This window comes from Prauserella sp. PE36, assembly GCF_003311655.1.
Lineage (GTDB): Bacteria > Actinomycetota > Actinomycetes > Mycobacteriales > Pseudonocardiaceae > Prauserella_A > Prauserella_A endophytica.
In genome coordinates, this window is record NZ_QEQT01000109.1 from 24,876 (window position 1) to 37,974 (window position 13,099).

At 68.4% G+C, this 13,099-nt stretch carries 11 protein-coding genes, 2 tRNA genes and 1 other RNA gene; 10 read left to right on the plus strand and 4 right to left on the minus strand.

What is annotated here, in order from left to right; all coding sequences use genetic code 11:
* Positions 1-96 precede the first annotated feature (96 nt).
* From DI005_RS35000 to DI005_RS35040, 9 genes are all read left to right on the plus strand, one after another.
* Positions 97-3,021, plus strand: coding sequence for a UPF0182 family protein (locus DI005_RS35000; protein WP_113644928.1), 2,925 nt, complete (start codon positions 97-99; stop codon positions 3,019-3,021).
* A 70-nt stretch (positions 3,022-3,091) separates the two neighbouring features.
* A tRNA-Met gene (locus DI005_RS35005) sits at positions 3,092-3,165 on the plus strand.
* Between the two features lie 217 nt (positions 3,166-3,382).
* Positions 3,383-3,459 (plus strand) — tRNA-Met (locus DI005_RS35010).
* Between the two features lie 145 nt (positions 3,460-3,604).
* Positions 3,605-4,105 carry a PadR family transcriptional regulator gene (locus tag DI005_RS35015; protein ID WP_199543485.1) on the plus strand — a complete coding sequence of 167 codons (501 nt, stop codon included), beginning with the start codon at positions 3,605-3,607 and terminating at the stop codon, positions 4,103-4,105.
* Positions 4,106-4,166: 61 nt separating this feature from the next.
* On the plus strand, positions 4,167-5,276 hold the full coding sequence (prfB, locus tag DI005_RS35020; RefSeq protein ID WP_112276612.1) for a peptide chain release factor 2: 1,110 nt from the start codon (positions 4,167-4,169) through the stop codon (positions 5,274-5,276).
* A 52-nt stretch (positions 5,277-5,328) separates the two neighbouring features.
* Positions 5,329-6,018, plus strand: a complete 690-nt coding sequence (ftsE, locus tag DI005_RS35025; RefSeq protein ID WP_112276610.1) for a cell division ATP-binding protein FtsE — start codon at positions 5,329-5,331, stop codon at positions 6,016-6,018.
* A gap of 75 nt (positions 6,019-6,093) precedes the next feature.
* The gene (gene ftsX, locus DI005_RS35030; RefSeq protein WP_112276608.1) at positions 6,094-6,993 is read left to right on the plus strand and encodes a permease-like cell division protein FtsX; all 900 of its coding nucleotides are present in this window, start codon (positions 6,094-6,096) and stop codon (positions 6,991-6,993) included.
* 16 nt (positions 6,994-7,009) lie between these two features.
* Positions 7,010-7,492, plus strand: a complete 483-nt coding sequence (smpB, locus tag DI005_RS35035; RefSeq protein ID WP_112276606.1) for an SsrA-binding protein SmpB — start codon at positions 7,010-7,012, stop codon at positions 7,490-7,492.
* Entirely contained in the window at positions 7,492-8,385 is an 894-nt protein-coding gene (locus DI005_RS35040; protein ID WP_113644929.1) for an amidohydrolase family protein, read from the plus strand. The genes smpB and DI005_RS35040 overlap by 1 nt, the downstream gene beginning before the upstream one ends.
* A gap of 44 nt (positions 8,386-8,429) precedes the next feature.
* On the opposite strand, the gene DI005_RS35045 is transcribed toward DI005_RS35040, so the two are convergent.
* From DI005_RS35045 to DI005_RS35060, 4 genes are all read right to left on the minus strand, one after another.
* The gene (locus DI005_RS35045; protein WP_113644930.1) at positions 8,430-9,704 is read right to left on the minus strand and encodes an acyltransferase; all 1,275 of its coding nucleotides are present in this window, start codon (positions 9,702-9,704) and stop codon (positions 8,430-8,432) included.
* 200 nt (positions 9,705-9,904) lie between these two features.
* Complete coding sequence (locus DI005_RS35050) at positions 9,905-10,546, minus strand: response regulator transcription factor (protein ID WP_113644931.1); 642 nt, start codon at positions 10,544-10,546, stop codon at positions 9,905-9,907.
* 30 nt (positions 10,547-10,576) lie between these two features.
* Positions 10,577-11,707: a sensor histidine kinase gene (locus DI005_RS35055; RefSeq protein WP_113644932.1), complete on the minus strand. Its 1,131-nt coding sequence runs from the start codon at positions 11,705-11,707 to the stop codon at positions 10,577-10,579.
* Between the two features lie 29 nt (positions 11,708-11,736).
* Positions 11,737-12,420, minus strand: a complete 684-nt coding sequence (locus DI005_RS35060; protein ID WP_113644933.1) for a sensor domain-containing protein — start codon at positions 12,418-12,420, stop codon at positions 11,737-11,739.
* A 166-nt stretch (positions 12,421-12,586) separates the two neighbouring features.
* Here DI005_RS35060 and ssrA point away from each other — a divergent pair.
* Positions 12,587-12,958, plus strand: a transfer-messenger RNA (tmRNA) gene (gene ssrA, locus DI005_RS35065).
* Positions 12,959-13,099: the final 141 nt, after the last annotated feature.

Genomic DNA, 13,099 nt, shown 5'->3' on the forward strand with positions numbered 1-13,099 from the left:
GGAACTATGGAGCCCTTCCGTAGAGTTAGATAACCATGGGACGCTCGCAGCGCAGGCGCCCCGAGTACGTAAGTCTCGACCACTGGAGTGTGCGTAGTGGCCACCCGGCCCCCAGTCAGCCTGCCCAAGCTGTCCCGGCGAGCTCGAATTCTGCTGACGATCGCTGCCGTCGTCATCCTGGTACTGCTGCTCGGCGCACGGTTCCTCGATACCTACGTCGACTGGCTGTGGTTCGGTGAGGTCGACGCCCGCGGCGTCTTCAGCACCGTCCTGCTCACGCGGGTCGCCCTGTTCTTCGCGACCGGTGTCCTCGTCGGCGGCCTGCTCGCCGTGAGCCTGTGGATCGCCTACCGGACGCGGCCGGTGTTCGTCCCCGTCTCCGGCGCCGACGACCCACTCGCCCGATACCGCACGGTCGTCGCCGCGCGGGTCCGGCTCTTCGGCATCGGCATCCCGGTGCTGGCGGGGCTGATCGCCGGTGTCTCGGGGCAGGGCAACTGGGAACTGGTGCAGCTGTTCCTCAACCGCACCAGCTTCAACCAGACCGATCCGCAGTTCGGTCACGACATGGGCTTCTACGTCTTCCAGCTGCCGTTCTACGGCTGGCTGCTGGGCTGGCTCTTCGTCGCGATCGTGGTCGCCTTCATCGGTGGCCTGATGGCGCACTACCTCTTCGGGGGCGTCCGGCTGGCGGGCCGGGGCGGGCAGATCTCGGGTCCCGCGCGCGTGCACCTTTCGGTGCTCATCGGTGTGTTCGTGCTGTTCAAGGCGGTCGAGTACTTCTTCGACCGCTACGACCTGCTGCTGTCCGACCGCAACGACCTGTTCACCGGCGCCACGTACACCGACCTGAACGCGGTGCTGCCCGCCAAGCTGATCCTGCTGTGCATCTCGGTGTTCTGCGCGATCGCCTTCTTCGTCGGCGCGTTCCTGCGCAACATCCAGCTGCCCGCGATCGCGCTGGTGCTGCTGATCCTCTCGGGCATCATCATCGGCGTCGCCTGGCCCGCGGTCCTCGAGCAGTTCTCCGTCCGTCCGAACGCCAACGAGCGCGAGGCCGAATCCATCCAGCGCAACATGAACGCCACGCGGCACGCGTATGGGCTGGAGAACGTCAACTACGAGGACTACACCGGCAGTTCCGAGGCCAGCCCCACGGAGGTCAGGGACGACCAGGGCACGATCCCGAACATCCGTCTGCTCGACCCCAACGTGCTGAGCCCGACCTTCACCCAGCGCGTCGGCCGCGAGAACTTCTACGGCTTCCCCGACAAGCTCGACGTCGACCGCTACACCGTCGACGGCGAGAAGCAGTCGTACATCGTCGCCGCCAAGGAGATCAACACCAGCGGCCTGCGGGAGAACCAGCAGACCTGGATCAACCGCCACCTCGTCTACACCCACGGCAACGGCTTCGTCGCGGCCCCGGCCAACACGATCGACCGCGCCATCGAGGAGGCCAACAGCGACGGCGGCTACCCGATCGCGCGCACGAGCGACACGCAGAACCCCGAGGGAGCCGGCATCCGCGTCGACGAGCCGCGCATCTACTACGGCGAGCTGGCGACGGACTACGCGATCGTCGGCGGGCAGCCCGGCCAGGCGCCGGGTGAGTACGACACGGCCACCGACCGCAGCTACCTCTACCAGGGCACCGGCGGCGTGCCGATCGACAACTGGTTCAACCGGCTCATCTTCGCTGCCGAGTACGGGGAACGGAACATCCTCTTCTCCGATGCCATCGGCGAAGGCTCGAAGATCATGTACAACCGTGACCCACGTGAGCGCGTCGAGAAGGTCGCTCCGTGGCTGACGGTCGACGGCGACCCGTACCCTGCCGTGATCGACGGCCGGATCCAGTGGATCGTCGACGGCTACACGACGCTGAACAACTACCCGTACTCGCAGCGGACGTCGCTGGGCACCGCCACGGAGGACTCGCTCAGCGGTGTGGCCCGGCAGGCGGACAACCAGATCAACTACGTCCGCAACTCGGTCAAGGCCACGGTCGACGCGTTCAACGGCACCGTGACCCTCTACGAGATGGACCAGCAGGACCCGGTGCTGGACGCCTGGATGAAGGTCTTCCCTGGCATCGTGAAGCCCAACTCGGAGATCTCGCCCGAGCTTCGCGAGCACTTCCGCTACCCGGAGGACCTGTTCAAGATCCAGCGTGAGCTGCTGACGAAGTACCACGTGCAGCGGCCGCAGGAGTTCTACTCCACGCAGACGTTCTGGAACGTGCCGCAGGACCCGACGCAGCCCGGTGGGCTCGACCCGAACTCCGACGCTGCGAAGCAGCCGCCGTACTACGTGCTCGCGCAGTCGCCGGGACAGGACGAGCCGACCTTCCAGCTGACGAGCGCGCTGACTCCACTCGCCCGCCAGTACCTGGCGGCGTGGGCGACGGTGTCGTCGGATCCGGACAGCTACGGCGAGATCACCGTGCTTCGGTTGCCCACCGGCGGAAGCCAGGTGGAAGGCCCCGTCCAGGTCCAGAACGCCTTCCAGAGCAACCCGGCGTTCACGCAGGACCGGACGCTGCTGGGTAACCAGAGCGTCGACATCATCTACGGGAACCTGCTGACCTTGCCGGTCGCCGGTGGATTCCTGTACGTCGAGCCGATCTACATCCAGCAACGCAACGCGCAGAGCTATCCGCAGCTCGCCCGCGTGCTGGTGTCGTTCGGCGGCCGGATCGGCTTCTCCTCGACTCTGAACGGGGCCCTCGACGAGGTCTTCGGTGAAGGCTCGGGCGACGCCGCGACCGGGCCTGCCCAGGAGCCGGACGACCAGTCGACCCCGACTCCGCCGGAGTCGTCGCCGAACCAGCAGCAGCCGCCGCCCGCCAACGGCGGAAACAACGCCGACCTGGACCAGGCGATCGCCGATATCCAGGCCGCCCTGGAGCAGCTGCGACAGGCTCAGCAGTCCGGCGACTTCGAGGCGCAGGGCCAGGCGCTCCAGCGGCTCGACGACGCCGCCAGGCGCTACGAAGAGGCGCAGAACGCGGGTGGCTGACGTCACCGTTCCATAACCGGCACCCGCTTTGCGCTCGGCCGAAACCCGGGCGTAAAGTGGGTGTCACCGACGCGGGGTGGAGCAGTTCGGTAGCTCGCTGGGCTCATAACCCAGAGGTCGCAGGTTCAAATCCTGTCCCCGCTACAGCTGCTGGGTGCCGAGTGTTCGCGGAGAGCGCGAACCTCGGCACCTTTCGCATTTCCCCGAGGTCGAACCCCCGGACCCCCGCCAGGAGGGCTCCGCCCCCCTGAACCCCCGGTGGGCTGGAGCCCTTTTGGGGTAGTTGGGGAGTCTCTTTGGTGGAGAGTGGGGGTGGGTGCTGGTGGGTTTTTTCGGTCGGGTAGAGTTGGTTTCACAACGACGCGGGGTGGAGCAGTTCGGTAGCTCGCTGGGCTCATAACCCAGAGGTCGCAGGTTCAAATCCTGTCCCCGCTACCAGCGAAAAAGGGCCCGGATCTTCGGATCCGGGCCCTTTTCCGTTCCCAGGGGTCACCCGGGTGCGCTGTCTGATACACCGGTTCCACAGTGGACGGATTTCCGGACCACAGTGGACAGATGGCGGAAAGCGTGGCACGGTAGATGCGTGTCCGATTTGAACGCAACCGCCGCAGCACTGCTTGGACTGCTTCACGACGGCCCTGCCACCGGTGGCGAGCTCGTCGCGGGAGCTGAGGAACGCTTTGGCACGTTCTTCAGCGTGACGAGGAGCCAGGTCTACCGGGAGCTTCCCGCCTTGCACAAGGAGGGCCTCGTGCGGCTCGGCAAGCAGGGACCCCGTTCCAGCCAGCAATACCTGATCACCGCCGCTGGTAAGAAGGCCTTCAAGGGCTGGCTGACCAGCGACTCCGGGCCCGACCACCTGCGCAGCCCGCTGATCCTCCGCGTCGTGCACGCCAGCGTGCTCACGCCGAAGCAGCGCGCCACGCTTCTCGAGTCGGCGCGGGCCGCCTACAGCGACGAGCTCGACGAGGCCAAGGCCGCCGTCAAGGCCGCAGGCGACCCGGTCGCCAAGGCCGTCGCCGAGTTCGGCCAGGCGCACGCCAGGGCCGCGCTGAAGCTGCTCGACTCCGTCTCGTCGAGCTGAGCAGGGCGAGTACGTGCGGCCGCCGCGAGCGGCCGCACTATTTGCCGTAACCTTGTGGGTTGTGAGTGCTGAGTTCGAAACCGTCCTGAAGGACCTCGGCGGCAAGCTGAGCCAGATCGAGTCCGTGATGGACGTCGACGCCCTGCGCAAAGAGGTCGCCGAGCTGGAGGAGGAGGCCGCGCGCCCCGACCTCTGGGACAACCCCGAGGCCGCGCAAAAGGTCACGAGCCAGCTCTCGCACAAGCAGGCCGAGATCCGCAAGGTCACCGAGCTGCGTCAGCGCCTCGACGACCTCGGCGTGCTCTACGAGCTCGCCGAGGCCGAAGGGGACGCCGACAGCTCGGCCGAGGCCGAGAACGACCTGAAGGGCCTCGCGAAGGACATCGACGCCCTCGAGGTGCGCACGCTCCTGTCCGGCGAGTACGACGAGCGCAACGCCGTCATCACGATCCGCTCCGAGGCCGGCGGCGTCGACGCCGCGGACTGGGCCGAGATGCTCCTGCGGATGTACCTGCGGTGGGCCGAGCGGCACGGGTACCCGACCGACGTCTACGACATCTCCTACGCGGAGGAGGCGGGCATCCGCTCGGCCACCTTCAAGGTCACCGCGCCCTACGTCTACGGCACGCTCTCGGTGGAGCAGGGCACCCACCGGCTCGTCCGCATCTCGCCGTTCGACAACCAGAGCCGCAGGCAGACCTCGTTCGCACACGTCGAGGTGCTGCCCGAGGTCGAGGAGGTCGACCACGTCGACGTGCCCGAAAAGGACATTCGGGTGGACGTTTACCGTTCGTCAGGCCCAGGTGGACAGAGCGTGAACACCACCGACTCCGCGGTCCGCATCACGCACCTCCCGACCGGCATCGTCGTCTCGTGCCAGAACGAGAAGTCGCAGCTGCAGAACAAGGCGGCGGCGATGAAGGTGCTGCAGGCCAAGCTCCTCCAGCGGAAGAAGGCCGAGGAGCGTGCCGAACTGGACGCGCTGCGTGACGGCGGTTCCAGCTGGGGCAACCAGATGCGCAACTATGTCCTGCACCCGTACCAGCAGGTGAAGGACGTGCGCACCGGCCTGGAGGTGGGCAATCCCACCGCCGTGCTCGATGGCGAGCTCGACGCGTTCCTCGAGTCGGGCATCCGGTGGCGCAAGCAACAGGAGACCGAAGTGGCCTAGGTTTGCGGAGGCAACCTGGCCTTAACGGGCGCCGTGGGTAGGATGGCGCACCGTGATCCGGCTCGATAGTGTTTCCAAGGTCTACAAGACCTCGGCGCGCCCTGCGCTCGATGGGGTGTCCGTGGACGTGGACAAGGGCGAGTTCGTCTTCCTCATCGGCCCCTCGGGGTCGGGCAAGTCGACGTTCCTCCGGCTGCTCCTCCGCGAGGAGGTGCCCACCAAGGGCCGGGTGATGGTGTCGAACTTCGACGTCGCCAAGATGGCCCGCCGCAGGATCCCCCGGCTGCGGCAGACGATCGGCTGCGTCTTCCAGGACTTCCGCCTTCTGGCCAACAAGACGGTCGCCGAGAACGTGGCGTTCGCGCTCGAGGTGATCGGCAAGCCCAAGCGCACCATCACGAAGGTCGTGCCCGAGGTGCTGGAGTTGGTCGGCCTCGACGGCAAGGCGGACCGGATGCCCAACGAGCTCTCCGGTGGTGAGCAGCAGCGTGTCGCGATCGCCCGCGCGTTCGTGAACCGGCCGCTGGTGCTGCTGGCCGACGAGCCGACGGGGAACCTGGACCCCGACACCAGTCAGGACATCATGCTGCTGCTGGAGCGCATCAACCGCACCGGCACCACGGTTCTGATGGCCACCCACGACCACTCGATCGTCGACTCCATGCGTCGCCGTGTCGTCGAGTTGCATCTCGGCAGGGTGATCCGAGACGACAAGCGAGGCGTGTACGGCGTCGGTCGCTGATCCCCCGCAGCGCCGAGCACCACCCACTCCTCACCCCCGCCCCCGATATCCCCCGACCCAAGGACCATCCTCCCGATGCGTGCCAGCTTCGTGTTCAGCGAGGTCATCACCGGTCTCCGCCGGAACGTCACGATGACCATCGCGATGATTCTCACCACCGCCATCTCGCTGGGCATGTTCGGTGGTGGCCTGCTCTTCGTCCGCACGATCGACAAGATGAAGGCAAGCTACCTCGACGACGTCGAGGTGACCGTCTACCTGACCGAGGACATCAGCGCCAACGACAGGGACTGCACCGGGGAGCCGTGTGCGTCGATCCGGCAGGCGCTGGAGAGCAACCAGGCCGTCGAGTCCGTGGTCTTCGAGGACCGCAACGAGGCCTACGAGCGCTTCAAGCGGATCTTCGAGGGCCAGCCCGAGCTCGTCGAGCTGGCCAGGCCGGAGGCCCTGCCCGCCTCCCTGCACGTGAAGCTGTTCGACCCGGCCCGCAGCGACGTGATCGTGCAGGAGTTCTCCGGGCAGGCCGGCGTCGCCAACGTCGACGACCAGAACAAGTTCCTCGACCGCTTCTTCAGCCTGCTGAACTCCGGACGGAACGGCACGTTCATCATCGCGCTCATCGCGGCGCTCGCCGCCGTCCTGCTGATCGCGAACACCATCCAGGTCTCGGCCTACACCCGCCGAACGGAAGTGGGCATCATGCGCCTGGTGGGAGCCACGCGCTGGTACACGCAGCTGCCGTTCCTGCTCGAGGCGGTGGTCGCGGGCGCACTCGGCGCGATCATCGGGGTCGGTGGGCTGATCACGCTGAAGTACGTCGCGCTCGACCGCATTCTGGAGGCGACAGGCGGCGCGATACCCAAGATCGAGCTGATCGACGTGCTCTTCCCCGTCGCGCCGATCCTGCTCGGGGTGTCGATGCTGATCTCGGCCATCACCGGCTACGTGACGCTCCGCCTGTACGTGCGGCATTAGAGCTAAAGTCGAAAGCATGCCCAAGGAAGTCGGCCGGAAGGTGATCGCGTCGAACCGGCGCGCCCGCCACGACTACTCGATCCTCGACACGTACGAGGCCGGGGTCGTGCTCGTGGGTACCGAGGTGAAGAGCCTCCGTGACGGGAAGGCGTCGCTCACCGACGCGTTCGCGACCGTCGACGACGGCGAGATCTTCCTGCGCGGCCTGCACATCGCCGAGTACGCGCAGGGGACGTGGACCAACCACGCGCCCCGGCGTACCCGCAAGCTGCTGCTGCACCGCGGCGAGATCGAGAAGCTCATCGGCAAGACCAAGGAGGGCGGCGTCAGCCTCGTTCCGCTGTCGCTGTACTTCAAGGACGGCAAGGTGAAGGTGGAGCTGGCGCTCGCCAAGGGCAAGAAGGCGTACGACAAGCGCCAGTCCCTCGCCAAGCGCGACGCCGAACGCGAGGTGGCCAGGGCGATGGGCCGCGCGGTCAAGGGCAAGTACCGCCGCTGATGGGGCCGGCATCGGACGACGACGTCGCCGGGTGGGTGGCCTCGCTCGGGCTGGACGGGCTCGTGGACATCCACGTCCACTTCCTGCCCGAGCGCATGCTCGCGAAGGTGTGGGCGTACTTCGACAACGCGACCACGAACTACGGCATGGACTGGCCGGTGTTCTACCGGCTGCCCGAGCACGAGCGGCTCGCCGTGCTCCGGTCGCTGGGCGTCCGCCGGTTCGCGCCGCTGGTCTATCCGCACAAGCCGGGCATGGCGGAGTGGCTCAACCAGTGGGTGCTGGAGTTCGCCACCAGGGAACCGGACGCCGTGCCGACGGCGACCTTGTACCCGGAGCCGGGTGCGGCGTCTTATGTGGATGCGGCGCTGCGGGCCGGCGTCCGCTGCGTCAAGGCTCACGTGCAGGTCGGAGCGTACGACCCGAGGGACCCGCTGCTGGACGGCGCGTGGGGCGCGCTCGCCGACGCCGGTGTGCCGGTGGTGATCCACTGTGGACACGGCCCGCTGCGGGGCGAGCACACCGGACTCGACGTGTTCGCCGAGGTGCTGGCCCGGCATCCGCGGCTGGTGACCGTGCTCGCCCACGCGGCGATGCCCGAGTACGACCGGGCGCTCGCCCTCGTGGCCGAGTACCCGCGGGTCTACCTCGACACCACGATGGTGGGCGTGCCCTTCACGGAGAGCTTCATGCCGCTGCCCGGCGACTGGCCCGCGCGGCTGGCCGGGATCGCCGACCGGGTGGTGCTGGGCACCGACTTCCCGAACATCCCGTACTCCTACGCCACGCAGCTGCGGGCGATCGCGCAGTGGGCGGAGGCCGACGACCGGCTGGGGGAGCCGTTCCTTCGCGCCGTCCTGCACGACACGCCCGCGAAGCTGCTCGGACTCTAGCGTCCTGAACAACCCGGCCCGTCGCGAGCGGCGATCCAACGGCTTCAGTGCTCCTGCGCCGCCCGCACCGGTTCGCGGGTGATCGCTTTCCCGCTGAGCAGGTACGCGCCCGCGACGAGTGCGACCCACAGCTCGGGGCCGCCCGCGAAACCCGTCGCGGCGAGTCCCAGCAGTCCGGCCGAGGCGAGCAGGCCCGCCATGACCAGCTGCCAGAACGGAGCGGTGACGGTCGCGGGCGGGGGCGTGGCCTCGAAGCGGCCGAACACCCGGAGCAGGGCGATGAGTACGAGACCGGTCAGCGTCAGCCACGCAGGCAGTGCGGTGAGCCAGAGCAGGCTGCCCGGCACCGGGGTGGCGTAGCCGAGCGCGAGCACCAGTACACCGGACACGACCACGAGCGCGGGCATGTGCCAGAGGTAGATGCTCATGAACCGGGGCCCGACCCAGCCGAGTGCGCTGCTGACGGCGGGCCGCTCGGCGAGGCGGCTCAGCGCCTTCTTCGCGGCGAGCACGAGACCGATCTGGCCGACGGCGAGGCTCACCAGGCAGGCGGTGGGCGGGCTCATGTTGGACACCGGGGCGCCGGGCATGCCGATCATGCTCGCGGCGTACGGGCCGAAGGCGACGAACAGCGCGGTGACGCCGAAGCCGGCGGCGGACATGCCGAGCGCGGTGCGAGGAGAGAGCGTGCCGAGCCTGCCCTCGGCGTAGTGGAAGCCGAGCTGGTGCACGGCGAGCCAGACGAACACGGCGTTGGCGTAGCCGACGAGCGGGACGCCGTCGAAGCGGGCGATGTCCACGAGCACCGCCGCCGCGGAGAGCGCGAACGGCACGGCGAGGCCGAAGCGGCGGTGGGCGGCGGCCAGCAGCGGCGTCGCGAGGATGGTGAGCAGGTAGACCGCGAGGAACCACAGCAGCTGGGCGGCGATCGCCCCGGCGACGGCGACCGGTTGCTCTGGGACGCCGAGGTCGTGCAGGACCCTCGGCACGACGAGCCAGACGGCGAACAGCGGCAGTACCGGCAGCAGGAGCCTTCGCAGGCGTGCGGCGAGCCAGCCGCGAGTGGAGCTCGCGCGGCGCAGGGAGATCAGGTTGGCGGCGCCGCCCGCGAAGAAGACGAGCGGCATGACCTGGGACAGCCAGGTGATGGCCCACCAGCCGGGTGTGGTGAGCGCGTTGCCCGTGGTGACGGTGCCGCCGGAGTAGTCGAGCACCGGCATCGCCCAGTGCTGGACGACGACGCCGAGGATGGCGACGGCGCGGACGATGTCGAGGAAGCGGTCCCGCGTTCGCGGCGGGCTCAACTGGCTCGTGGTCATGCCATCAAGCCTGGTCAACGGGGGTGCGACACACAGCCGTGCGGGCTGGCGTATTGATCTTCCGGTTTTCGGCCCCGCGGGGTGGGGTCCGCCCTACCCTCGCCTGGCGGGTGGATGTGGGCCAACGGGGAGCAAGGGAGCTTTGCTCCCGTTTCGCGGGAGTAAAGCTCCCTTGCTCCCCAAACGACGGCGGAGGTGGGTCAGCGGCCCAGGTAGGTGAGGACGGCGCGGACGCGGCGGTGCTCCTCGGAGCTGGCCTCCAGGCCGAGTTTCGCGAAGATGTTGCCGATGTGCTTCTCGACGGCCCCGTGGGAGACCACCAGGCTGTTGGCGATGGCCGTGTTGGAGAGGCCCTGGGCCATCAGACCCAGCACCTCGGTCTCGCGTGCCGTCAGCGAGTCCAGCGGGTTCTTCTTGCCCCTGGCCATGAGCTGCGCGATCACTTCCGGGTCGATGGCGGTGCCGCCGCTCGCGACCCGGCGCACGGCGTCCAGGAAGTCGGTGACATCGGCGACTCGCTCCTTCAGCAGATAACCCACGCCGCCCGCGCCCGCGGAGAGCAGCTCCACCGCGTACGTCTCCTCGACGTACTGCGACAGCACCAGCACGGGTAGGCCCGAGACGACCTGCCTGGCCCGCAGCGCGGCCCGCAATCCCTCGTCAGTGAACGTCGGCGGCATCCGCACGTCGACGATGGCCAGTTCCGGCCGGTGCTGCTCGACGGCCGACAGCAGCTCGTCCCCGGAGCCGACCGCGGCGACCGTCTCGATCCCCTCGTCGGCCAGCAGGCGCTCGACTCCCGCACGCAGCAGAACAGCATCCTCGGCGATGACCACCCGCATCCAAGCTCCCCAGTGGTGAACAACAGCAGCTCACCACGTGCAGGGAAGGTCCGCTCGGATCACCGTGGGACCGCCGGGTGGGCTGACGACGGAGATGACGCCGTCAATCGTGGCAGCACGGTCGGCCAGCCCGGCAAGCCCACCCCCCGGTCGCATCTGCGCGCCGCCGTGCCCGTTGTCGGTCACCTCGACCACCACGGTCTCGCCCGACCGCCACACCCGCACCCCGGCCTCGGTCGCACCCGAGTGCTTGGCGATGTTGGTCAGCGTCTCGCCCACGATGAAGTACGCCGTCGTCTCCACCGCGGCCGGCGGCCTCGGCTCCACGTTCACCTCGACGTCGACGTGGATCGGCGCCTTCGCCGCCTGTGCCGACAGCGCCGCGTCGAGGCCACGGTCGGCGAGCACGGCGGGGTAGATGCCGCGCGCGAGGTCACGCAGCTCCGAAACGGCGAGCTTGGCGTCGGTGTGGGCCTCGTCGATCAGCTCGCGCACCGACGCGGGGTCACCGTTCAGCTTCGCCTTCGCCCGGCCGAGGCTCATCGCCACCGACACCAGCCGCTGCTGGGCGCCGTCGTGCAGATCCCGCTCGATGCGCCTGCGCTCGGCCTCGGCGGCGTCCACGCCACGAGCCCGGGACGCCTGCAGCCGCGACGCCTTCGCCGCCAGGCGCTGCGCCTTCGGCGGTCCGAGCAGCGACATCGCCAGCTGGCCGTGCAACCAGCCGATGCTGGGCACCACCCAGATCGCGATGGGGAGGAGGATCACCGCCACCAGCCCGATCGCGAACTCGAGCACCCCGAGCGGGAACGCGAGCATCAGGTAGCCCAGATCGCGCCACGTGGTCGGGTCGGTGAGCTGCGCGAACCAGCGGCGCATCCAGCCGCCCTCTGCCTGCGCCCGCTCGACCGGGGGCAGCGGAGTGCCCAGCGCCCTGCGGACCCACGCGCGCTCGAGGTCGCCGAACCAGCGCGTGAGCTGCGTCGCGAGCAGGAGGATCGGAATGCCGACCCAGATGATCACGGTGGTGACACCAACCGAAGCCAGCGTCACGATCAGCACGAACTGCACCAGCCGCAGGGGGAAGCTCACGATCATGAAGCCGATGGCCTTGAAGGCCTGCGGCCGTGGCTGTTCGGCCACCGCCTTGCCGTCCGTCATGCGTGAGTCCTCCGTCACTGGGCTGGTCATCATCCTGCCACCGAGGTCATCGCGGGCGTGCCGGGAAAGGAGTCCTCCCTGAGCTGCCGAGGGGCCGGGCCCAGCAGCAGCGTCGCGAACCGGGCGTGCGCGCTCGCCAGTCCCCGGCTGAGCACCGCCGACACCCCGAGCAGCAGCACGCCCAGCGCGGCCCACGGCAGTGACGACGGGACGGAGTCGACGGTGAACCAGCGGACCTCCCAGGACGGGAAGTAGTACGCGCCCTCCGGCAGGTACCGGTAGTAGAACGGCAGCGCGGCGAGCCCCAACGCCGTCGCCCAGGTGGTCAGCACGATGCAGAACTGCGCGACGCCGATCGGGAACAGCAGCAGGAAGTACGTCATGTCCTTCCAGGTCGCCGAGTCCTTCAGCCGCGCCTTCCAGCGCTGCTTCTGGTCACCCTCGGGCAGTGACCGGTACGGCAGGGCGATGTAGTTGTCGAGCAGGGCGTAGATGCGAGCCCGCTCGAGCCTGGCGGCGCCCCGGGTGGCCAGCACCGCCAGTGCCAGCACCGGCACGCCGACCCAGATGATCGCCGTGGAGACGCCAACGGAGAGCGTGGTCACGAGGAAGACGAAGCCCGCGATGCCCACGGGCAGGTTGAGCAGGAGAAACGCGACCGACCCTCCGATCGGCGGCCGGCGGCTGCCTACTTCGGTCTTTGCGGGGTTCATGGTTGGCTCCGTTCGCTGTGGCTGACGGCTTCCAGCTTGGCCCGCCTGACCTGCGGGAACCATGAAGCTCGCTGGCGAGTTCGGGGTAGGGATGTCCCTACCGCCGCCTGCGGGATTAACGAGTTGCCCCGACGCGTTATCCTGATCGGAAAGCAACAACGACCAAGGGGGTGAACGGTCTCGACTCTGGACGTTGATCCAGGGGAAGCGTGCCGGTGCAGGCAACGACCACCGTGAGCGTCGTCGCAACTAAAATAAGCGCCAAGACGAACAGTCAGCGCGACTTCGCCCTCGCCGCCTGAGCGAGTGCGAGTCTGTCGGCCCGGGGAAGCCTCCGACCCGGTCTGCCGGCATCAGCTAGGAGGCTTACCTCCAGCCCCGGCCACGGGAGCTGGTAGGGAAACAAACAGTGGCTGGGCCCGTCACACCGGCTTGTTCGCGTGACCGGTGGGGCCGAGTAGAGGCACAGCGAACTGCGCACGGAGAAGCCCTGGAAAGGCGACAGAGGACCCGGGTTCGATTCCCGGCACCTCCACTCGATCGAAGGCGCATCCTGCTCCGCGGGATGCGCCTTCGCTGTTTTCGATCCTCGTATGTCTCTCTGGGGGCGCAGCCCGGATGCTCTGCCCCGGGATCCGTGTTCGAGTAGGCGCCGGTTTTGCGGGTTACCCTGCGGGGA